Below are 21,612 nucleotides of genomic sequence, written 5' to 3'. Positions count from 1 at the left end.
ACACGCCCACGCTTCACGCTGCCGTCGACCCCGTTACCTGAGCCGAAATTGCGTCCGGGCCATACTCGTCTTCACCGGAGATCTTCAAGATTTCCTGCAGCCGCGTGCGGGCGCGGCTGACGCGGCTCTTGATCGTTCCGACGGCGCAGCCGCAGATCTCGGCCGCTTCCTCGTAGGAAAAGCCCGATGCGCCGATGAGGATAATGGCTTCGCGCTGGTCTTCGGGCAGCAACTCGAGCGCGCCGCGAAAGTCTTCGAGGTCAAGCTGGCCGTGCTGGGCCGGATGAACGGCAAGTCTGGCCGTCATGACGCCATCGCTGTCCTGCACCTCGCGGCCGCGCTTGCGCATCTGCGAATAGAATTCGTTGCGCAAGATCGTGAACAGCCATGCCTTCAGATTGGTGCCGGGCTGGAAGCTTTCATGCTTGTCCCAGGCCTTGACTAATGTTTCCTGCACCAGGTCGTCGGCCTTGTCGGCATTTTGCGTCAGCGACACGGCAAAAGCCCGCAGGCTCGGGATCGAGCCGAGCAAGTCGGTCTTGAAGCCCTGGGAGACGGCCGCCATGCCTCAGTCCTTCTTCTGTACAGGTTCGGCCTTTTCCAACTGGCTGAGCAGTTGTGCGAAGCGATCCGGCACATTGTCGGAGACCAGCTCGTCGTAATATTGTTTGAGTTTGCGGCCGATTTCCGAGTTCGGCCCAAGCGGGTCGCGGGAAGCAGCCCGGCGCCCGTTGCCAACGCCAGCCGTGGTAGCTTTCGTCATGTTCTTCATTTCGCCCTTTGTCCCAGCCTTAAGCCGCCCTTCAACACATAACGCAAGGCAAGCGGCAGCCTCGTCTGGTTGCCCAACCCCGCCCTAAACGCCAGCCCGCATACTTAGTTCCGCATGACCGGAACTTTTTCGCACAACCCGCGTTTTTAACTTTGGGCTTGCGAACCGTTTTTAGCTGTAACATGTAATCACGTCATATGAGGGAGACGTCCGATATGAGCCTATCAGCAACCATCGCTCCGCACCTGCCGTTCCTGCGCCGCTTCTCGCGCGCGGTATCCGGATCGCAGGAGAGCGGCGACGCGTTGGTCGCCGCAATGCTCGAGGCCATCATTGCCGATGTCGATATCTTTCCGGACGCATCGAACGACCGCATCGCACTCTACAAGGTCTTTGCCAAGCTCTTCACCTCGGTGGCCATTCGCGTTCCGCAGGAGCATGCCCAATCGGCATGGGAGCAGCGCGCCGCGGCCAATCTGAATGCAATCGCGCCTCGTCCCCGCCAGGCCTTTCTGCTGGTCGCCGTCGAAGGCTTCAGCGAAGACGAGGCGGCGGAGATTCTCGACGTCGACGAACAGGAATTCTCAGAACTTCTCGCTCAGGCGAGCAACGAGATCTCCCGTCAGGTGGCAACCGACGTGCTGATCATCGAGGATGAGCCGCTGATCGCCATGGATATCGAGGAAATGGTCGAAAGCCTCGGCCACCGCGTCGTCGGAACAGCGCGCACCCACGCGGAGGCGGTGGCGATGTTCGGCAAGGCGCGGCCAAAGATGGTGCTTGCCGATATTCAGCTCGCCGACGGCAGTTCGGGCATCGCGGCCGTCAATGAAATCCTGTCGTCCACCTCGGTGCCGGTGATCTTCATCACCGCCTTTCCCGAGCGGTTGCTCACCGGCGAGCGGCCGGAACCGGCTTTCCTCGTCACCAAGCCATTCAACCCGGATATGGTCAAGGCTCTTATCAGCCAGGCCCTGTTCTTTGACCGGCACGCGAAGGCCGCGGCATAAAACAGCTGGCGACCGAGTTGCGGCCGCCAGGGTGTGGGATAGCCACTCCCCTTGGACCGGATGGGGGCGTGACGCCGACTTAACACACGACAGCCAACTGCTGCCGAACCTGACGAGAACCTTTTCGCACACACCGCAGCAATTCGGGCCGTAACGATTTTCAGCATCGTCTTTTTCGGGAAATGGTGGAACAAACGGAGGCGAATCACGTTTTCACCGCAGCATTGGAAGGAGATGGATCATGCTTTACTGGGCGCTCGTATTTCTCGTCGTGGCGATCATCGCCGGTGCGCTTGGTTTCGGCGGCATCGCTGGCACTTCGGCCGGCATAGCGCAGATATTGTTCTTCATCTTTCTCGCCTTCCTGATCATATCGCTTATTGCCGGCCTGATCAGACGGGCGTGAATGCCAAGCGGCCATTCAAGCGAACACTGGAAGCCGCACCCCTCAAACGGTTTCCAGCCACCGCCGGGCAGTGTCCTCCAACGGGATGCCGCTCGGCGGACCGCTTTTTAGGGCTCGATCCGAAGCTCCTCCTTTTGGAACCCATTTTTCCGTGAGCCGTTCAGCCCGACGTGGGTTGAGCAAATTACCGATGCGTTCCAGAGTCGGAAAAATGAAAGACCGCGGCCAGAGGGATGAGATCATCGCTCTGCATCCCGCCGAAAGCGGAATGCAGCTTGGCCGAGCCCTTCTCCACGCCTTGCACAATGCCGGGATTTCCGTTCTATACCAGGATCGCGAGATGAAGACGGTGTGGGCGCGCAACATGCGCGCACCATGGACCTCTGATGCCTCCGACAACAACGGCATCTTGCCGCCGGCGCAGGCAGAGCGTATCGGCGCCGCCAAGCACGACGTCATCGTCTCCGGCAATCCTCAACATCTCGAACTCAGCGTGCCGGCCGATGATGGCGCCCGCTGGTTTCAGGTATGGATCGACGCCGACCGCAGCGAGACCGGCGCGGTGCAGGGCGTCGTGACCACCATGGTCGAAACAACCGAGCAGAAACGCCGGGAGCAGACGCTGAAGGCGCTGCTGCGCGAGGTCAGTCACCGCTCCAAGAACCTTTTGGCCATCATCCAGAGCATCGCCACCCAGACGGGGCGTTATTCCGGCAGCATTGACGATTTCCTGACGCGTTTCCGGGGCCGATTGCAGTCGCTGGCCTCCTCGCAGGACCTAGTTACGTCATCCAACTGGCGGGGAGCGGCGCTGCGCGAGCTGGTTTCCGGTCAGGTCGGAAGGTACGGCGCGGACCCCATGCACAGCCTGCGTTTCCGCGGCGCAAATCCATATCTCAATCCCAATGCTGCCTTGCACATCGGCTTGGCCATGCATGAGCTCGCCGTCAATTCGGTCAGCTATGGCGCGCTGTCGCGCAGCGATGGTTTCGTCGAGGTGACGGCCGATCTGACGGCCGCTTCCGCTGGCGAGCCTGCGCTGTCGCTGACATGGGCCGAAGTGATCGGAGCCAACGACAATCAACGCAGCGAGAAGCGTTTTGGCAGCGTCGCACTTGAACGCGTCGTGCCCACTTCGTTGAATGGAACGGCGACACTTGAGATCACCGGGAACCGCCTCGAATACCGTCTTGTCGTTCCTCACGGCAATTTCGAGACGGATTGAACGAACGGCGGCCGCAGGAAGAAGGCTGGCTGCATCACCCCGCCTTAACCGACTGTTCACCATAAAGTCCGATCCTGTCCGAACGTGCCGATTCAGCGGACATTGATTGAGTTTGGCACAATATGAAAGGAATGGGCCTTGACGGCTGCCGACTTGAACAGACTGGAACAGGCCGCTCGCGTCTCGATGGGCGGTTTTCAGGATCCCGACGTGTCCGCAGCGCCCGCGCCTCGTGCTTTGCCCCTTCGCTTCGCCGCCTTTGCGCTTATGGCCGCGATCGTCCTGACCGCCGCGTCCCAGTTGATCTGATCGAGCTCGCCTCTGCTTGATTCCTTTGAAACCGCGGCCGAGTGCACGGCGGCGCGCCCCCGTTCGCGGTCATCGACCGGCAGGGCCAAGCCCAACATGTCGGCGCCAAATGTCTTGCCGTCGATCCTGCGCTCGAGGACGGCTATGACAGGATTGTCTGGAATGTGCATCCCGACGCCACGCTCGATGCGTCCTTGGAGATTTCCGAGTTCGTGGTAGCATCGAACGGCGCACGTCCGAAAAGACTATCTTAATCAACAATGAAATCGTGCGCGCAGAGGCCGCACTTTCATGCTAGATGGCGGCTGGAGCTTGTTAAAGTGAGGACAAAGTGAGGATGACTCCATGCGGAAGATGATTATTGCCATGGTTGCCGTGGTTGCGGTCAGCGGCTGCACCACCACGGAAGAGAACGTGGGTATCGGCACTGTGGGCGGCGCGCTTATTGGTGGCGCTGTCGGCGGCGGCAAGGGCGCTTTGATCGGCGCTGGCGCTGGTGCGATTGGCGGTCTGCTGGTTCGCCGCCTGCAAAATGGCTACTGCCAATACAGAGATCGTCACGGCCGGATCTACACAGCTCGCTGCAACTAGTTTCGAGTTCCAGGCGAACAGCAAACGCGGAGGCAGACCACCTGTCTCCGCGTTTGCACTTCCAAAGCGCTGTCGCGATGCGGCTCACGAGACGGCGTTTCAAGCCGGCAGCGGAACCTTGATTTCCACGTTCAAGCCGTTTTCGTGAAAATCGCGCCTGATTGTGCCACGCAACTCGCGTGTGACGTTGAGATCGATCAGTCTGGTGCCGAAACCGCTCTTCGCCGGTGTCTCGAGCTTCCTCTGCCCGGCCTCGCGCCAGTTGAGAGCCAATGTCCGGGCTCCGCCGCGGCCTTCGAGCGACCAGTCGACCTTGAGCGCACCGACTGAATTGCCGGTTTCGCCATGCTTCAGCGCATTCGTCGCCAGTTCGTGAAAGACGAGGCCGAGTGCCTGCGTCGTCTTTTCGTCGAGAAGAACCTCCGGTCCCGACAACAGCCCTTCAGGAAGCTCGCTTCCGAACACCTGGCCAAGCTCGATGCGCAGCAGGTCGCCGAGATCGGCTTTCTGCCAGCGTGAGCGCGTCAGCATGTCCTGGGAAGCCGCCATCGCCTGCAGCCGAGCCGAAAATGATGCCGAGAACTCTTGGACGTCGGCGGTGTGCGATGCTGTCTGGCGCGCGATTGCCAGCACCCGCGTGATCGAGTTCTTGATGCGATGCTTCATCTCCTGCAGCATCAGGTCTTTTTCCAGCAGGCTCTTTTCGGTCGTTTCGTGAAGCAGCGAGACCGCCTCATAGGCCCGCTCCTGATAGCGGGCCACCAGCGCGATGGCGCCCGCAAGCAGTAGCCCGAACAATCCGAGCATCACCGGAATGGCACGCGAGGAAGGTTGCGAGAAAGCACTTGTCGGCCTGAACAGGACGACCCACGGCCGACCGGCAACGGTGATCTTGCGGGTGATCAGCAGCCTGTCGCCAAGGGCTGAAACAGGCGGCGTTTCCGACTGGAACAGCAGGTTGTCACTGTTCACAGCGCCGTCATAGATTTCGGTGTTGACCGGCAACAGAGGTGCCCGGCTGAGCGCAGCCTGGAACAGGTCCCGGGAGCGGAAGGCCGCATAGAGGAAGCCGGCAGTCGAAGATCTCGATGCGTTGACGGCGTCCGGCGCGGTTTCGACATTGAGCCGGACGAAGACGAGGAACCCGGTGAAGGTCTGCGCGGCACCCGTATCCTTGCCGAGCTGCACGAGCCCGCTGGCGTGCAGCTGGTCGTCGACCATCGCCTTTTCGATCGCCTCGCGCCGCACCGGCCCGGTGAACATATCATAACCGATGCTGGATTTATTGGACGGGTCCAGCGGCTCGAACAGCACGATGGGCGTACGCCACGGCAAGTTCGTGTCGGGATAGATCGGATGGCTTGCGCCGTGATCGTGCAGGATATCGCGCTCGACCGCCGCCTCGTTTTCAGTTTTCGCCAGGCGGAGGAAGCCGATGCCGCGCAGGCCGGCGAAATTATTGTCGATGTCGAGCGCGTTGAAGAAAGCCTTGAACTCGCCTTGCGAGATACCGCCATTGCGCGCATCGAACAATGCCCGGGTTGAGCGCAGCAGCGACAGGTCCAGGTCGATGCGGCTTTCGATCCGGTTAAGCGCGTCGTCCGCCGTCGCCTCGAATTTTATACGGGCGGCTTCCTGGGTGGCAAAATAGGCAAAACCCGCCATCGTCAGGCTGATCAGCGCGACGGCGATGAAAGCTACGGTCGGAAAGAGTTTCTTCAATTGCCGATACGTCCCGTGGACGGTTCGGCATCTTTATGGGCAACTCCCGACGCCAACACAATGGCGAGGCCAAAGCATGGTGACTGCTGGCACATTTTGGCGACTTGTGATTAGCCGGCTAATTCTCGTTCAGGCCGCGATCTTCAGGGCGCCCGGCCCTGGGATGGCGCCGGGCGGGCACTTGCCGAGGATGATCATACCGAGCACCTCGTCCTGGGTGACATCGGTCGTGCGCGCCGTGCCGACAACCCGACCGTTCTTCATGACGCAGACGCGGTCGGCAAGCTCGAACACGTCATGGATGTCATGGCTGATCAGGAAGATGCCGATGCCGTCGGCCTTGAGCTGCCTGACCAGTTCGCCGACCTGTGCCGTCTCCTGCGGCCCGAGTGCCGCTGTCGGCTCGTCCATGATCAGGATGCGGGCGTTGAACAGGATGGCGCGGGCGATCGCAACCGACTGCCGCTGGCCGCCCGAAAGCTTTACCACCGGCTCCTTGAAGCGTTGGAAGCGCGGATTGAGCCTGCCCATCACCTTGCGCGCCTCAGCCTCCATGGCGACGTCGTCGAGCGTACCCCAGCCGGTCATCAGCTCACGGCCGAGAAACAGGTTGGCAGCCGCGTCGACATTGTCGGCCAGCGCCAGCGTCTGGTAGATCGTCTCGATACCGTACTTCTTGGCGTCGCGGGGATTGGAGATCGAAGCCTCCTCGCCGTTGACGAAAATCTGGCCCGCATCGCGCTTGTAGGCGCCGGACAGGATTTTTATCAACGTCGATTTGCCGGCACCGTTATGGCCGAGCAAAGCCATCACCTCGCCCGGAAAAAGATCGACCGAGGCATCGTCGACGGCGCGAATGCCGCCGAAGGCGATCGAGATGTTGCGCATGTCGATCAGCGGCGTGCCCGTGGGAGCGGTCCTGTCTGCCATGCTCGTTCTCCTCACTAGACCCGTTTGCGATAGACGGTATCGAGCCACACCGCGACCACCAGCACGGCGCCGACAACGATGCTCTGCAGCGGCGAATCGATGCCGAGCAGCACCATGCCGGATTGCAGCGACTGCATCAAAAGCGCGCCGAGCATGGCGCCGAGCACCGTGCCGGAGCCGCCGGCGAGCGACGTGCCGCCGATCACGGCCGCCGCGATGACCAGCAGCTCGTCCAGGGTCCCCAGCGCATTAGTCGACGCGTTGAGGCGCGCCGATGCGATCGCCGCACTGATCGCGGCCAGCACGCCCATGATCATGAACACCTTCATGGTGACCCAGCGTGTGTTGATGCCGGCGAGTTCGGCCGCTTCCGGATTGCCGCCTATGGCAAAGACATAGCGGCCGAAACGGGTGCGTCTGGTGATGAAGGTCATGACGATGCCCGCGGCCACGGCCATCAGCACAGGTATGGCGATGCCGTGGGCGATGAACAACCCGCCCTCGGGAACGGTGATGCCGTTCTGCTGGGCATATTGGCGTACGATGCCGACCGGCCAAGGATAGGAATTGGCGATCCACACGGCGCCGAGGATGGCGGCGCAGGCTATCACGCCGAGCAAGCTTTCCGCCCAGACAGGGCGCAGCGGAAAGTTGAAGCGCTTGCGCTGCGAGCGGCCGTTGAAGAGCATGAAGGCAACGGCCGCGCAGGCGAGGACACCGACGATCCAGCTCCAGGTGGCGCCGATCGAGCCCCGTGGTCCGCCGCCCATCAGCTGGAAGGTCCTGTCCAGCGGCGCAACGGTGCGCCCGCTGGTGATCAGCCACGCCATGCCGCGCCAGACCAGCAATCCGCCGAGCGTCACGATAAAGGCAGGAACCTGGAGATAGGCGATGATGAAACCCTGAAACGCTCCGATAGCCAGGCCGAGCACCAGGCCGGCGGCCAGTGCGATGACCCACAGCCAGGGGCTGCCAAGCTGAAATCCCATGATGCGGACGAGGAATTCGGCCTGCGCCACGCCCATCACCATGCCGATCACGCCTTCCACGGAGCCGACGGAAAGATCGATGTTGCGCATCACGATGACCAGCACCATGCCGGTCACCATGATCGCCACCGACGAGGTCTGCACCGAAAGGTTCCAGAGATTGCGCGGCGTCAGGAAGAGCCCGCCCGACAGTATGTGGATCCCGACCCAGATGACCAGCAGCGCGCCGACCATGCCGAGCATGCGCGTGTCGAGTTCGGTTGCCTTGAGAAATCGGGCAACGACGCCGAGCTCCGATTCCCGCGCCCGGTCTGCCGTCGAGCTGTCGACCGGCGTGTTGGAAGTCGTGTCGGTCATGATGTTTCTCCCGCCGGGTTGCCGTCTGCCGCGGATGCCGGAAGCAGCCTAGAAGTTATCCGCCGGAAGCGGAAAAACAATTCTTTCTTGAAAAAACGCCGCGGCAAGCGGCCGCGGCGTTCGGACTTCTCGGAAACTCGGATCAGTTGCAGACCGGAACAGCGCCCGCCGCCACGCCCGCGCAGACCTCTTCTTTCTTGATCCAGCCGGCGTCGATGACGACGTTGAGGTTGTCCTTGGTGATGGCGACCGGGGTCAGGAACAGGGACTTTACGGTGTTGCCGCCGGGCGTGGTGAAATCCTTCACGCCGGCAATGTCGGTCATCTGCTTGCCGTCGGCCAATTGTGAGGCGATCTCGGCGGCGTTCTTGCCGAGCTCGCGCGCGTCCTTCCACACCGAGACCGTCTGTGTGCCGAGCGCGATGCGATTCAGCGCGGCGTGGTCGCCGTCCTGGCCCGAGACCGGAACCGATCCAGCCAACCCTTGCGCCGTCAGTGCGGCGACGACGCCGCCGGCAGTGCCGTCGTTAGCGGCGACCACCGCATCGACCTTGTTGTCGTTCGCGGTCAGGAACTGTTCCATGTTCTTCTGGGCGTTGGCCGGCAGCCAGCCGTCGGTATAGGCCTCGCCGACATTCCTGATCTTGCCGCTGTCGATGGCGTCCTTCAGCACTTCCATCGAACCGGCAAAAAGGAAATCGGCATTCGGATCGGCGCCCGAGCCCTTGATGAAGACATAGTTGCCTTCCGGCTTCACCTTGAACACGTCGCGGGCCTGCATGCGGCCGACTTCCTTGTTGTCGAAGGTCAGGTAAAAGACGTCCTTGTTCTCGATCAGCCGGTCGTAGCCGACAACCGGAATACCTTCGTCCAGCGCCTTCTGCACGGCCGGCCCTATCGCCGAGGCGTCCTGCGCCAGGATGATCAGTGCGTTGGCGCCCTGCGAGATCAGGCTCTCGACGTCGGTGAGCTGCTTGCCCGGATTGGACTGTGCGTCGGCGGAAATATACTTGTCGCCTGCGGCCTCGATGGCCGCCTTCATTGCGGCTTCGTCGGTCTTCCAGCGCTCTTCCTGGAAGTTCGACCAGGAAACGCCGATGACCTTGTCCTTAGCCTGCGCCACCGACGCAAGCGCCAGCGTCATGGCGACACCCGCCAGAATGGCGGTCGTGAATTTCTTCATCATATCCTCCCTGCGCCGCGTACGGCGTGACCAATTGGCCCCAAAGGCCAGCTTAGAGGCGCTAATTTTTTCGAGCCTCGAAAAAATAGTGGCCCGATCTCCCGCTGCTGTCAACATCGATTCTGATGGATTTTGATGTTGCTGCGAGTTTTTTCGAGCTTCGGAATAAACGATGACAGCGCCACCTGCATCTGACACTATTTGCCTCATCTGACACTATTTGTCGGCATTACCGACGGCTTCCGGTTCATGAGCGGCCGCGGCAAACCGGGAGGAAAGCAAAACGATGTCGGTCGGAATCCGCCATGACGATTTGCGCCGGCGCAACCGGGCGATGGTGATCTCGGCCGTGCGCCGGGCCGGCCAGCCATCGCGTACGGAGATCGCCGCAACCACCGGCCTCAGCCATTCGACCATATCGGCGATCTCCTCCGACCTGATACGGGAAGGCATCCTCGCCGAGAGCAAGGCAAGCGAACCCGTTTCGTTGAAACGCGGTCGTCCGCAGGTCGGCCTCGCCCTCAATCCGGAAGCGGCGGCGGTGCTGACCGTGGTGTTGTCGCTGAATTTCCTGTCGGCCGCCATCATCGACTATGCGGGGCAGGTGGTCGCCGAGGAACAGCGCCGGCTGGACACGCTGACCATGCCGCGCGACGAACTGATCCGCGAATGCATGGCCATCGTCCGGCGCCGGCTGGACGATCCAGATCTTGACGTCCGCAGTGTCGCCCGCATCGCCCTGGCGATTCAGGGAATTACCGACTCCCCTGCACGCGCCATGCTGTGGTCGCCGATCACGCCGCAGACGGACATCGCCTTTGCCGACATGCTGGAAGATGAATTCGGCATCCCGGCCACGGTGGAGAACGACTGCAATATGATGGCGGTGGCTTTGCGCTGGCGCGATCCGGATCGCTATCGCGACGACTTCATCGCCATCCTGCTTTCGCACGGCATCGGCATGGGGCTGGTGTTGAAGGGCGAGCTGTTCACCGGCACGCATTCCTCGGGCGGCGAGTTTGGCCACATGATCCATCGTCCGGGCGGCGCGCTCTGCCGTTGCGGGCGGCGCGGCTGCATCGAGGCCTATGCCGGCAATTACGCCATCTGGCGCAACGCCACGCAGATGAGCGAAGACAGCCAACCGGTCGCCGACGTCAGCGACGCCGACATGCGCGCGCTGGCGGTTCGGGCGCGCGAGAAGGACGGGCCGGAACGCGAAGCCTACCGCAAGGCCGGCGAAGCGCTGGGTTTCGGTCTCGGCTCGCTGTTCGCGCTGATCGATCCGGCACCGGTCGCAATGGTCGGCGCCAGTGCCGCCGCCTTTGATCTGATCGAGCCGGCCTTGCGGAAGGCCATCGCCCAGACCGCCGGCGGCCAGCATTCGGGCTCGATCTCCTTCGATACCGAGCCGAACGAATTGCCGCTGATCCGCGAAGGCTGTGCAATGCGGGCGTTAAGCTTCGTCGACCAGCAGATTTTCGCGCCGGGCGCGCAAATGAGGCCCGGCGTCAGAAAGAACGTAGCCTGACTGGGCGGGTCAATCTTCCCTGATCGCGTAGCCGGCACCGCGGATGGTGCGGATGACATCAGGCATGCGGCCGTTGTTGACGGCTTTGCGCAGCCGCCCGACATGCACGTCGACGGTGCGTTCGTCGATATAGATCGTCTCGCCCCAGACATTATCGAGTAACTGGCTGCGCGAGAAGACGCGGCCCGGATGCCGCATCATGAATTCGAGCAGCCGGAATTCGGTCGGCCCGAGCCGGATCTCGGTCTTCTTGCGATACACCCTGTGCGATTCGCGATCGAGCACGATGTCGCCGACCTTCAGCACGCTGGACAGCACTTCCGGCTTGGCGCGGCGCAGCAGCGCCTTGACCCTGGCCATGAATTCCGGTGTCGAAAACGGTTTGACCAGATAGTCGTCGGCGCCGGTCGAAAGACCGCGTACCCGGTCGCTCTCCTCGCCGCGCGCGGTCAGCATGATGATCGGCAGCCGTTCGGTTTCGGGGCGCACCCGCAACCGGCGGCAGAGCTCGATGCCGGAAACCGCTGGTATCATCCAGTCGAGCACCAGAAGATCGGGCACATTCTCCTGCAAACGGATCTCGGCTTCGTCGCCGCGTGTCACCACCTCGACCTGGTAGCCTTCGGATTCGAGATTGTAGCGGAGCAGCACACCCAACGGCTCCTCGTCCTCCACCACCATTATGCGTGGTGCGATCATCGGCTGGGCACCCCCATCATGTCGCCGGTGCGGACATTGTCGTTTCGTCTTGCTTCGGACGATTGACCGGCAATTGCTCGCCGGTCAGCACATAATACGCATTTTCGGCGATGTTGGTGACATGGTCGCCGATCCGCTCCAGATTCTTGGCGCAGAACAGCAGATGCGTGCAAGCGGTGATGTTGCGCGGGTCTTCCATCATGTAGGTCAACAGTTCGCGGAACACCGACGTATATTTGACGTCGATGCGCTCGTCGGCGGCGCGTAGCTTGGCCAACGCGGCCGCATCGCCTGCAGCATACTCCTCGATGACGCCCTGCACCTGGATGAGCACCAGCTGCGCCATCGCATCGATGGAATGCGATAGGTCGCGCGGTGTGACGCTAAGGCCGACCGCACTCACACGCTTGGCGATATTCTTGGCAAGGTCGCCGATGCGTTCGAGATCGCCGGCCATGCGGATCGCCCCGACGACATGGCGCAGATCGTGGGCCATCGGCTGGCGCTTGGCGATCAGGGTGATGGCGCGGTCGTCCAGTTCGCGTTGACGCGCATCCATGATGGCATCGTCGGAAACGACGCGTTGCGCCAGCACGTTGTCAGAATTCAACAGGGCCTTGGTCGCCCCGCCGACCATCGAACCGGCGAGGTCGGCCATGTCGCGGATCAGCTTGCTGATCTGCTCGAGATCCTCGTCGAAAGAAGCGACTGTGTGTTCGCCCATGGTCCTGTCCTCATATGCGTGATCGGAACGGCTCAGCCGAAGCGGCCGGTGATGTAATCCTGCGTGCGCTTCTCGCGGGGCGACGTGAAGATCTTCTCGGTCCGGTCGAACTCTACCAGTTCACCCAGATACATGAAGGCGGTCTGGCGCGATACGCGCGCCGCCTGCTGCATGTTGTGGGTGACGATGACGATCGTGTAGTCGGCTTGCAATTCGTCGATCAGTTCCTCGATCTTGGCGGTCGACAGCGGGTCGAGTGCCGAAGCCGGCTCGTCGAGCAGAATGACTTCCGGCTTCACCGCCACGGTGCGGGCAATACAAAGCCGCTGCTGCTGGCCGCCTGACAGGCTCAAGCCGCTGGCGTTGAGCTTGTCCTTGACCTCGCCCCACAGCGCGGCCCGCTTCAACGCTTGTTCGACGCGGCCGTCCATTTCGGACTTGCCCAGATTCTCATAAAGCCTGACGCCGAAGGCGATGTTCTCGTAGATCGACATCGGGAACGGCGTCGGCTTCTGGAACACCATGCCGATCTTGGTCCTCAGGAGATTGAGGTCCTGCGAGCGGTCGAGAATGTTCTTGCCGTCGAGCAGCACCTGGCCCTCGGCTGTCTGCTTCGGGTAGAGTTCGTAGATGCGGTTGAACACACGCAGCAGCGTCGATTTCCCGCAGCCCGAAGGGCCGATGAAGGCAGTGACGCTGCGCTCGGGCAGCGACAAGGTGATGTCCTTCAACGCCTTGCTCTGGCCGTAGTAGAAGTTGAGGTTCTTGACCTCGATCTTCGTCTTCTCGGCGACCGTCTCGGTCATCGTCATGTCCGCGGACAACATCTGTGTCATCTGTCCTCTCTGCGTCCGGTAAGGCTGCGGGCGAGGATGCTCAAGCCCAGAACCGTCAGGGTGATTATGAGTGCGCCGGTCCACGCCAGTTGCTGCCATTCCTCGTAAGGGCTGAGAGCGAACTGGAAGATGGTCACCGGCAGGCTGGCCATCGGCGCGTTGATATTGCTGCTCCAGAACTGGTTGTTGAGCGCGGTGAAGAGCAGCGGCGCCGTCTCGCCGGAAATGCGTGCTATCGCCAGCAATATGCCGGTGACGATGCCGGACAATGCGGCGCGGTAGGCGACCGAACGGATCACCACCCAGCGCGGCGCGCCGATCGCGGCGCCGGCTTCACGCAACGCGTTCGGCACCAGGTTGAGCATGTCTTCAGTGGTGCGCACGACCACCGGAATGACCAGGATGGCAAGCGCAACGGCGCCGGCTATGGCCGAGAAATGCCCCATTGGCCGCACCATCAACTCATAGACGAACAAGCCGATGATGATCGACGGCGCCGACAACAGGATGTCGTTGATGAAGCGCACGACGGTGGTGATGCGCGAGAAACGCCCATATTCGGCCATGTAGGTTCCCGCCAGCACGCCGATCGGCGTGCCGACGACAACGGCGATGATCGTCATCAGCAGGCTGCCCGCGATTGCATTGAGCAGGCCGCCGGCCTCGCCTGGCGGTGGCGTCATCTCGGTGAAGACCGCGAACGAAAGCCCGGCTGTGCCCTTATAGACCAGTGCACCGAGAATGAGCGCCAGCCAGGCAAGCCCGATGCCGGCGGCGACGACGCAAAGCGCCATCATCACCGAATTTCTGGCTTTGCGGCGGCTGTGGAGCGATGAGGATGTCGACATCGGTCAGGCTCCCGTACGGGCGTCGATCCGCATCAGCATATAGCGGGCGGCGGCAAGGATCAGGAAAGTGATGACGAACAGGATCAGGCCGAGCGAAACCAGGGAAGAGGTGTAGAGATCGCCGTCGGCCTCGGTGAATTCATTCGCGATGGTCGCCGAGATGGTCGTGCCCGGCGCGAACAGGGAGGCGCTGATGCGGTGGGCGTTGCCGATGACGAAGGTCACCGCCATGGTTTCGCCGAGCGCGCGGCCGAGGCCAAGCATGACGCCGCCCATGATACCGATGCGGGTATAGGGAATGACCACGCGCCGGGTCACTTCCCAGGTCGTGCAACCGATGCCGTAGGCCGATTCCTTCAGCACCGCCGGCACCGTATCGAAGACGTCCTTGGTGATCGAGGTGATGAAGGGCAGCACCATGATGGCGAGGATCAGCGCCGAGGTCAGAAGGCCGATGCCGTAAGGAGGGCCGGCGAAAAGGCTGGATAGTCCCGGCACGCCGTGGAAGATGTTGATGATGAAGGGCTGTATCGTCGTCTGCAGGAACGGCGCGAACACGAACAGGCCCCAGATGCCGTAGATGATCGAGGGAATGCCGGCCAACAGCTCGACCGCTATGCCGATCGGGCGCCTGAGCGGGCGCGGGCAGAGTTCGGTGAGAAACACGGCAATGCCGATGCCGATCGGAACCGCGATCAGGATGGCGATGGCCGCCGTGACCAGCGTGCCGTAGATCGGCGCCAGCGCGCCAAATTTTTCCGTTACCGGATTCCAGCTTTCAGTCGTCAGGAAAGAGAACCCGAAGGACGACAGGGCCTGCCATGAGCCGGCAAACAGCGAGATTGCGACACCACCGAGGATGACCAGCACAAGAATTGCGGAAGCGCGGGTGAGTCCGCGGAATATGGCGTCTGTGAGCGCGAAGCGCCGCACCGTAGCTTCCCTGGCCCGGGCTGCAGATGATAGCATGGCATCGGAAGCGATGGTCATTGGGTCCTCGCGATTGAAGGCAACAGGGAGGGCGCCGTCGACGCCCTCCCTGGAGGAGATTACATAGCCGAGTAGAGCGGCTTGCCGTCGCTGCCGACGACTTCCTTGGCCCACATGGCCTTGACGCTCTCGACCACCTTGTCGGGCATCGGAACGTAGTCCAGCTCGCCGGCCATCTCGTCGCCCTTGTCGTATGCCCAGGCGAAGAATTTGAGCGCTTCGCCGGTGGTCGCCGCGTCGTCCGGCTTCTTGTACAGGAGGATCCACGTCGCCGCCGTCATTGGCCAGGACTCGGCGCCCGGCTCGTTGGCGAGGATGACGCCATAGCCCGGCTGCGAGCTCCAGTCGGCATTGGCCGCTGCCGCCGAGAATGCCGCCGCGGTGGGTTCGACCTTCTTGCCGTCCTTGTTGATCATATCGGTGTGGGTGAGCTTGTTCTGCTTGGCATAGGCGTATTCGACATAGCCGATCGCGCCGCCGGTCTGGGAGACGTTGTTGGCAACGCCCTCATTGCCCTTGGCGCCGATGCCCACGGGCCATTCCACGGCCTTGTCGACGCCGACCTTTTCTTTCCAGTCCGCGCTGACGTCGCCGAGGTAGTATGTGAAGTTGAACGTCGTGCCCGACCCATCGGAACGGTGAACGACCGCGATCGCCTGCGAAGGCAGCTTGACGTCGGGATTGAGCTTCTTGATCGCCTCGTCATCCCAGCTCGTGATCTTGCCGAGGAAGATGTCGGCCAGCGTCGGGCCGTCGAGAACCAACTCGCCCGGCTTGATGCCTTCGAGGTTGACGACGGGAACGATGCCGCCCATCACCATCGGGAACTGAGCCAATCCGGACGATTCAAGCTCTTCGCCTTTCAGCGGCGCATCAGAAGCGCCGAAGGTAACGGTCTTGGCTTTGATCTGCTTGATGCCGCCGCCGGAACCGATCGACTGATAGTTAAGCCCAATGCCGGTGTCTTTCTTGTAAGTGTCGGCCCACTTCGCATAGATCGGGTAGGGGAAGGTGGCGCCGGCGCCGGAGATGTCCGCGGCGAGCGCGGCGGACAGGGTGAGGGTAGTCGTCGCCGCAGCCATTGCAATCGCAACGGCCGCCGAGCGGATGAAATGTCTCATGTGGCCTGCTCCTGTTCGGAATATGGTCTCTCGGCGCCATTCCTCCGGCGCCCGCTGAGGCCAATAGCCCCCGATTATTACAGTCGCATGACAGTTTCATGTCGCTCCGGTAACGTCGTCCAGCCGGGTTAAGAAGGAACGGCCGCGGGCTTTGTCGGCATGGGCCGCGGTTTGCCGCTGGAATCAGCAGCTTGCGTGAATTCCGGCCGGCTTTGTCCGCTCGACGATAGCAGCCACTGACCTTGAGAAGAAAAAAGCCGGACGGGAGCGCGTTGCATGCAGCCAGAACGTGTCATGGCCGCGCCATCGCCGAAACAGGTCCGTTGGGGTAAATCTGACCCTGTTTCTTGCCGGCGGTCGCTGCTCCCGCCCGTAACTGGAGGAGCGGAACTTCGAATATCCCATTGTCGCGACTGAGCGCGCCATTGGGTATGGTGCGATCGCACCATGGCCTTACGCTGGAAGCGGTGACGAATCGCAAGGTTTTAATTCGCCTCGCGCTGGACCTCCATCCGCGCCCGACCCGGCGATCGATCTTTCGAGCGGGGCCTTCGACTGGAAGTGCGGCGATTTCTACTTCACCTTACCTACTCCCTCTGCACTATTCCGCCGGTTGTCGGTTGGGCCGAAGCAGCGTTATAAGCTTGCAGGGGTGTTGCTGATGTTTCGACGGATTCTGCCTGTCTTCCTGTGCCTGGCGCTGCTTCTGGGAACCGGCTGCGCGCGCAGCTATGACGGCACCGTGATCATTCCCAAGCCGCTCGATGTTCGCCGTTTCTGGGACCGGCCTTCTCCGCAGGCGCAAGCCGAACAGTCGCAGCTGGAGACCGATGTCTTTCCTGTGGCGCCTCAAACGCCGAAAAGGCCGGCGGTGCGCAGGAGCGCAGCTTCCGTTGCAGCGCCACGAAGGAAGGTCGTCGCCAACCCGCCCATGCTGTCATCGGAGCCGGCGAAGCCGCTCACCTGCAGGAATGTCAGCCTGCCCGGCAAACGGGCCCGCATGGTCTGCGAATAACCAACCGGCCGTCGGTCGATACGTGCGGCTGTAGGCCTTGAAGCGGCTATCCGGCCAGCCGTTCGCCGTCTCGGGACATCGCCTGCCCTGGTCAGTCCGCCGGGAAAAAGGCCGGCCCGACCACTCTCACCGGCCGCGCGCCGATCGCTCTTTCGACCGACTGATGCTGGGCAGCCCCTGGCACCTCGGCAACCGGCGTTTTTGCCCCTGCGAGAGCGGTACCGGCGGTTTCGATCCCGGATTCAGGAATTTCCGCGACGCTGCCAAAATCCGGCTTTGCCGTCGGCAACGGAATGATGGCGTTGCTCATGTTGGCCGGTGTCACGGTTCGTGCCCTGAGTTCGGCGACGCGCTGGTAATAGCGCTTGACGTCGCAGGCCTTGAAGTTCGCGTCGTCGCGGTACCTGAAGGCGGTCGCAAGCTCCACATAGGGCTTTTGCGTCTCGAGCGCGATCATCTCTTCGGTCTCGCGGGTGGCATCGCTCAGCGTATAGAGTTCGACGCCGGCATCGTCGCAGATATAGCGGCACTGATCGACCGTTTCCTTCAGATCGTCGTTCTTGGCGAACTGCGATTTTGGCGCGGGGAAGAAATATCCGTCCGACAAGCGAACGCAAAACAGCATCCGATTGCCACCCATTGTTGCGCCTGCGGACTGGGTTTTGGGTGCTGTGCGCTGCTGCGCCGGCGGCTGGTCTTGCTGCGCCTGCTGCTTCTTGGCAGCGGGGGCGGCGCAGCCCAGCGCGACGAACCTGGCCTTCAGGCCGGAGGTGTCCCTGCCCGAATTCGACAGTCTGGCGATCTGCCGTTGCACCTCCGCCTTGCTGCTTACGAGGTCGGCGCAGGGGTTGAAGAAGAACCCGGCCGTTTTCGCCGTGCATCGGCGCTGTCTCTCCAGCCTTTGAATCGCGGCGAGTTGCCGGCGTAGTTGGGCAAGCTCGGGGCTGGTCCCGGCGCCACGCCCCGCCGAAAGCAATTGGCTCCTGATCGCGCCGCAGCTATCCGCATAGGAGGAGGACGTGCCGAGCGCAACGGCTATTGCCGACACCAGCATCAGAATCGTGAGAAGCCAGAAGCGTGTCATTGGAGCGACCATTGTCCTTGTTGCGCCGAGAACAGGATTTCTTTGTCGACTATGGATAAGTACTGGCTAAATCAGTTTTACCTAATTGAAGTAGACCGCCCCGCCACCAGAGACTTTAGTTCTAGTGTATTATATCCACTGGCGTAAATTCAATATTACATTTTTATTTCAAGATTGAGACGAACCGGCAGCAACGCCGGCGAACTCGCGCCACGGCGAAGTTTGAAGCACCCGGCCGGTTCCGCACCGCGATCAATCCGGCGTTACCGGCCGGCCGTTGCTGAAACCTTAGCCCCAAGTTCGGCGTTGAGCGGCCAAAGGAGGAGACCGCAAATGTCGATTCATTTCACTGTCGCGGGCCTGACCAGGAATCTGTTCCATTCACTTGGGCTGGACCATGAACGCACACCGAGGCCGCTCGACCACGAGCAGAGGCTTTTGCTGGAGTGCTATCTCGCCGGCCAGATTCCGGAATCGGCCTGGAGCGACTATGTCTTCGAAATGCCGGAACTGGCGCGACATGTCGAGGCCAGACGAAGCCGCCACTAAAGCGCATCGCGGTCGACCGGGCCTCATGCGACGCGCTTAGGTTCTTGTTTTATGCATGTCGTTGTCGCAAAACCGCTGCACACTTTTGCTCGACATGCGCTAGATCCCGAAAAGTAGAATCCGGTTGTCGGAAAAGATCAAGGCGAAGCCTGCACCCGCGTTGCAGGCTGTTTTTGTTTGGGCGAGTTGAATTGCAGAGTGAACACCTTGCCCGGGATGCCTTCAGCCAGCGCCGGTGAAAGGCTCAACGGCAGGCAGTGGTCCACGGCCGCAATCGCCGCGTCGACAAAAGCTTGCCGCGCCTTGTCGTCGCCGGCCACGCGGATGGCGGTCGGCTTGGGCCGGCCGATCAGCGTGCCATTGCGCCTGAAGCTGAAGCTCAGGGTGACGGTGGAATTCCCGGCATTCGCTGGGGGGGTCCAGCACGCCTGGATGGCAGCCCCGACCTCGGGCATGGTGTTGAGCGTCGCTGCATTCGATTGACCGGCTGCACCCGCCAGCATGGCGCCTGCAATCACCACCATTCCAGCAATGCTTTTCATGACAGGGCCTCTGTCCTTGAACCGCCCTCGAGGACGTGACTAACTTCGATGGTAGGGCCGACATCGGCGATGACAAGGTGCCAGCAACGCGCTTCATCAGCCATGCAGGCGTCGGGAAGCGCCGTCGACCGCAACTTCGGCAGGGCTGCAACAAGCAAAAGGCCGGCGAGCAGCCGACCTTTGCTTTCCATCCGCGCCAGTACATCCGTGGTCGCGGGCTGGAGGTGGATACAGTAGAAAGGGTTTCGGTTAACGAAACCTTAAGCTCCCCACATCGTGCAAACAGGGGAGAGTAAAAAGAATTACCCCAGATCGTTACCGGCTCCTGCAGAACGTACGGACGATCGCCGGCCTGCACGTGCCTCAGGCGTTGGCCTGCGACCGCACATAGGCGATATAGCCGCGCACATCGCCGGCCGGCTCGGCATAGGCCTTGCCGAGCTTCTTCTCGATCGCCGTCATATAGTCTTTTGCCCATTGGGGCAGCGCATAGTCGATGACGGCGAGGAACTCGAGCGTCGCCGCCAGACGGATGTCGGCGATCGACGGGTTCTTGCCGCCGATGAACGGCTTGCCGTTCCTGAAGAAGCTGTGAAAGACCTCCAGCGGCTCGGCAATTGCGGCCGCCGCGGCCTTCTGGGCTTCCGATTTCCTGTCGGGATGAGCGTCGCTGTGGCCGACCTCGCCGGCATATTGCGGGAAATTCAGTGCTGGATAGGTGGCGCGCGCCACATAGGGGTAGAGCGTGCCGATCAGGTAGAACATGGCACTGTCGATCATTGCCCGCTTGGCGGGTTCCTTAGGGTACAATTTTTCCAGCCCGTGCTTGTTGGCGAGGTACTGCATGATGGCGCAGCTTTCCCACAAGACACCTCTCGGCAGGCCCTTGTCCTCGATCATCGGGGTCAGGTGGGCCGGGTTTCGCGCCATATATTCAGGCGAGCGCGTGTGGCCCCATACGTCGGTCTCGGAATGGTCGAGCCCGGCCGCGCGCGCAAACACCCGTACGCTCATATTGTTGACGCTCGGCTTCAGCATGCTGAGCATCAGCGCGGGTTTTTTCGCTGATTTCGCTACGGCCTTCCGCGCGGACTTCGCGGATGCCTTGGCTGCAGGTTTTGCGGCGGCTTTCGTTGCCGACTTGGCGGACGCTTTCGACGCCTTGGCAGCAGGCTTTGTCGCGGCCTTGGCAGCTGGTTTCGGAGCGGCCTTGGCGGCCGGCTTCTTCGCACTCTTCGTTGTCGTCTTTGCCATTGTGTCCTCCCTTTGTTTGGCCTGTCGTCAGTATGGATCTTTCGGAGCGCGGTCTTCCGACAAGGTCGCGCGGGAGCGCTCGACAAGCGCCTGGATCGCGTCGGCGAGATGCACCTCGGCTATTGCGTAGTCGCCGCGCGCGACGCGGATCTTGTGCGCCTGCATCAACACGTCGGCATGGGTGAAGCCCGCCGGCGGCTCGAAACGGTAGGAGGCGAGCTCGATCAGCAGGCCGAGCGGATCCTCGAAGTAGATCGAGTCCATGAAGCCGCGATCCTTGACGCCGCTGTGCTTGATGGCGCGCTCGTCGAGCCGGCCGACCGCCTGCAAAAAGGTGACGCGCGACACCGCGAAAGCGATGTGATGGACGCAGCCCGTATCGGTTGGCGTGCGCCGCTTGACCGGCGTGCGGCTCTCGTCGGTGAAGACGGTGATCAGCCGGCCGTCGCCCGGATCGAAATAAAGATGGCTTTCGCTGGCTTTGTCGAGGTTGGGCTGCTCGAAGATGAAAGGCATGCCGAGCACGCCTTCCCAGAAATCGATGGAGCTCTGGCGATCGGCGCCGACCAGCGTGATGTGATGGACGCCTTGTGATTGCAGCTTCTGCATCTGACTCCTCCCGGCCACGCCGTCTTGCCGCCGAACGGAAGTTCGGATGCCCAGTCGCGCTTGGATCAGCGCCCGGCATGTGACCGCGCCCGGCCTCGCTCGCCTGCGCTCCGCATTCCGCATCCTGCAGGAGTGCGGCCGGAGCTTTGATGAACGGATGCTAATTCAATCCGAGGCGTTGCGCCAGAAGCGCTGAGTTTCAAGAACTCCACGCAGGCGCCAAGAGCGGCACCGGGATCGCGGACGCCTTCGCCGAGCTCGCCGAAACGATCCGTCGCCGGCAGCTGTAATGGTGCGGCAGCCCGCAGGTCGCTGG

Annotated in this window: 24 protein-coding genes; 8 read left to right on the top strand and 16 right to left on the bottom strand. The window is 61.9% G+C overall.

What is annotated here, in order from left to right:
• Positions 1–13 precede the first annotated feature (13 nt).
• Together NKH29_RS05080 and NKH29_RS05075 are read right to left on the bottom strand one after the other, a co-directional pair.
• Positions 14–565 (bottom strand): sigma-70 family RNA polymerase sigma factor, encoded by a 552-nt coding sequence (locus NKH29_RS05080; RefSeq protein WP_023678544.1) that lies wholly within the window; start codon positions 563–565, stop codon positions 14–16.
• Positions 566–568: 3 nt separating this feature from the next.
• The gene (locus tag NKH29_RS05075) at positions 569–772 is read right to left on the bottom strand and encodes a NepR family anti-sigma factor (RefSeq protein ID WP_023720919.1); all 204 of its coding nucleotides are present in this window, start codon (positions 770–772) and stop codon (positions 569–571) included.
• A gap of 215 nt (positions 773–987) precedes the next feature.
• Between NKH29_RS05075 and NKH29_RS05070 the strand changes: the two genes are divergently transcribed.
• From NKH29_RS05070 to NKH29_RS05050, 5 genes are all read left to right on the top strand, one after another.
• A complete protein-coding gene (locus tag NKH29_RS05070; protein ID WP_023678542.1) occupies positions 988–1,782 on the top strand; it encodes a response regulator in 795 nt (264 codons plus the stop codon).
• 241 nt (positions 1,783–2,023) lie between these two features.
• A complete protein-coding gene (locus NKH29_RS05065) occupies positions 2,024–2,188 on the top strand; it encodes a DUF1328 domain-containing protein (protein WP_023678541.1) in 165 nt (54 codons plus the stop codon).
• Positions 2,189–2,378: 190 nt separating this feature from the next.
• Positions 2,379–3,413, top strand: a complete 1,035-nt coding sequence (locus tag NKH29_RS05060) for a sensor histidine kinase (protein ID WP_352515608.1) — start codon at positions 2,379–2,381, stop codon at positions 3,411–3,413.
• A 138-nt stretch (positions 3,414–3,551) separates the two neighbouring features.
• Complete coding sequence (locus tag NKH29_RS05055; protein WP_352494195.1) at positions 3,552–3,722, top strand: hypothetical protein; 171 nt, start codon at positions 3,552–3,554, stop codon at positions 3,720–3,722.
• A gap of 345 nt (positions 3,723–4,067) precedes the next feature.
• Complete coding sequence (locus NKH29_RS05050) at positions 4,068–4,313, top strand: YMGG-like glycine zipper-containing protein (protein WP_006328050.1); 246 nt, start codon at positions 4,068–4,070, stop codon at positions 4,311–4,313.
• 99 nt (positions 4,314–4,412) lie between these two features.
• Here the strand turns inward: NKH29_RS05050 and NKH29_RS05045 are convergent, their stop codons facing one another.
• From NKH29_RS05045 to xylF, 4 genes are all read right to left on the bottom strand, one after another.
• Positions 4,413–6,035, bottom strand: coding sequence for a CHASE domain-containing protein (locus tag NKH29_RS05045; protein ID WP_352547163.1), 1,623 nt, complete (start codon positions 6,033–6,035; stop codon positions 4,413–4,415).
• A gap of 129 nt (positions 6,036–6,164) precedes the next feature.
• Positions 6,165–6,965: an ATP-binding cassette domain-containing protein gene (locus NKH29_RS05040; RefSeq protein ID WP_023720922.1), complete on the bottom strand. Its 801-nt coding sequence runs from the start codon at positions 6,963–6,965 to the stop codon at positions 6,165–6,167.
• A gap of 14 nt (positions 6,966–6,979) precedes the next feature.
• On the bottom strand, positions 6,980–8,311 hold the full coding sequence (locus NKH29_RS05035; RefSeq protein WP_352641765.1) for a sugar ABC transporter permease: 1,332 nt from the start codon (positions 8,309–8,311) through the stop codon (positions 6,980–6,982).
• A 142-nt stretch (positions 8,312–8,453) separates the two neighbouring features.
• Positions 8,454–9,494, bottom strand: a complete 1,041-nt coding sequence (gene xylF, locus NKH29_RS05030) for a D-xylose ABC transporter substrate-binding protein (protein WP_352641763.1) — start codon at positions 9,492–9,494, stop codon at positions 8,454–8,456.
• Between the two features lie 286 nt (positions 9,495–9,780).
• Between xylF and NKH29_RS05025 the strand changes: the two genes are divergently transcribed.
• Positions 9,781–11,025, top strand: a complete 1,245-nt coding sequence (locus NKH29_RS05025) for an ROK family protein (protein WP_023720925.1) — start codon at positions 9,781–9,783, stop codon at positions 11,023–11,025.
• A 9-nt stretch (positions 11,026–11,034) separates the two neighbouring features.
• On the opposite strand, the gene phoB is transcribed toward NKH29_RS05025, so the two are convergent.
• Genes phoB through pstS form a run of 6 tightly spaced genes read right to left on the bottom strand, consistent with a single transcriptional unit; the run spans position 11,035 to position 16,243 of the window.
• A complete protein-coding gene (phoB, locus tag NKH29_RS05020) occupies positions 11,035–11,724 on the bottom strand; it encodes a phosphate regulon transcriptional regulator PhoB (protein WP_031194536.1) in 690 nt (229 codons plus the stop codon).
• Positions 11,725–11,740: 16 nt separating this feature from the next.
• Complete coding sequence (gene phoU / locus NKH29_RS05015) at positions 11,741–12,448, bottom strand: phosphate signaling complex protein PhoU (protein ID WP_023720927.1); 708 nt, start codon at positions 12,446–12,448, stop codon at positions 11,741–11,743.
• Between the two features lie 32 nt (positions 12,449–12,480).
• Positions 12,481–13,284 carry a phosphate ABC transporter ATP-binding protein PstB gene (pstB, locus tag NKH29_RS05010; protein ID WP_352494192.1) on the bottom strand — a complete coding sequence of 268 codons (804 nt, stop codon included), beginning with the start codon at positions 13,282–13,284 and terminating at the stop codon, positions 12,481–12,483.
• A complete protein-coding gene (gene pstA / locus NKH29_RS05005; protein WP_023720929.1) occupies positions 13,281–14,132 on the bottom strand; it encodes a phosphate ABC transporter permease PstA in 852 nt (283 codons plus the stop codon). The genes pstB and pstA overlap by 4 nt, the downstream gene beginning before the upstream one ends.
• A 3-nt stretch (positions 14,133–14,135) precedes the next feature.
• On the bottom strand, positions 14,136–15,122 hold the full coding sequence (gene pstC / locus NKH29_RS05000; RefSeq protein ID WP_502896305.1) for a phosphate ABC transporter permease subunit PstC: 987 nt from the start codon (positions 15,120–15,122) through the stop codon (positions 14,136–14,138).
• Positions 15,123–15,181: 59 nt separating this feature from the next.
• Positions 15,182–16,243, bottom strand: a complete 1,062-nt coding sequence (gene pstS, locus NKH29_RS04995) for a phosphate ABC transporter substrate-binding protein PstS (RefSeq protein ID WP_031194537.1) — start codon at positions 16,241–16,243, stop codon at positions 15,182–15,184.
• Between the two features lie 661 nt (positions 16,244–16,904).
• Here pstS and NKH29_RS04990 point away from each other — a divergent pair.
• Positions 16,905–17,258 (top strand): hypothetical protein, encoded by a 354-nt coding sequence (locus NKH29_RS04990; protein WP_352494191.1) that lies wholly within the window; start codon positions 16,905–16,907, stop codon positions 17,256–17,258.
• Positions 17,259–17,349: 91 nt separating this feature from the next.
• Here NKH29_RS04990 and NKH29_RS04985 read toward each other — a convergent pair whose 3' ends face one another.
• The gene (locus NKH29_RS04985; RefSeq protein ID WP_352817760.1) at positions 17,350–18,342 is read right to left on the bottom strand and encodes a DUF2865 domain-containing protein; all 993 of its coding nucleotides are present in this window, start codon (positions 18,340–18,342) and stop codon (positions 17,350–17,352) included.
• A gap of 333 nt (positions 18,343–18,675) precedes the next feature.
• On the opposite strand from NKH29_RS04985, the gene NKH29_RS04980 reads away from it, so the two are divergent.
• Complete coding sequence (locus NKH29_RS04980; RefSeq protein ID WP_023720934.1) at positions 18,676–18,891, top strand: hypothetical protein; 216 nt, start codon at positions 18,676–18,678, stop codon at positions 18,889–18,891.
• Positions 18,892–19,028: 137 nt separating this feature from the next.
• Here the strand turns inward: NKH29_RS04980 and tolA are convergent, their stop codons facing one another.
• The 3 genes from tolA to NKH29_RS04965 all read right to left on the bottom strand — a co-directional run bounded on the left by tolA (position 19,029) and on the right by NKH29_RS04965 (position 21,296).
• A complete protein-coding gene (gene tolA / locus NKH29_RS04975; protein ID WP_352999141.1) occupies positions 19,029–19,433 on the bottom strand; it encodes a cell envelope integrity protein TolA in 405 nt (134 codons plus the stop codon).
• Between the two features lie 363 nt (positions 19,434–19,796).
• Positions 19,797–20,687, bottom strand: coding sequence for a glutathione S-transferase family protein (locus tag NKH29_RS04970; protein ID WP_352588332.1), 891 nt, complete (start codon positions 20,685–20,687; stop codon positions 19,797–19,799).
• 27 nt (positions 20,688–20,714) lie between these two features.
• Positions 20,715–21,296 (bottom strand): VOC family protein, encoded by a 582-nt coding sequence (locus NKH29_RS04965; protein ID WP_023720938.1) that lies wholly within the window; start codon positions 21,294–21,296, stop codon positions 20,715–20,717.
• Positions 21,297–21,612: the final 316 nt, after the last annotated feature.

It is taken from the genome of Mesorhizobium sp. M1295, from assembly GCF_040318135.1.
GTDB lineage: Bacteria > Pseudomonadota > Alphaproteobacteria > Rhizobiales > Rhizobiaceae > Mesorhizobium.
The sequence above is the reverse complement of the archived record's forward strand: the minus strand, read 5'-3'. Positions and strand labels throughout refer to the sequence as shown.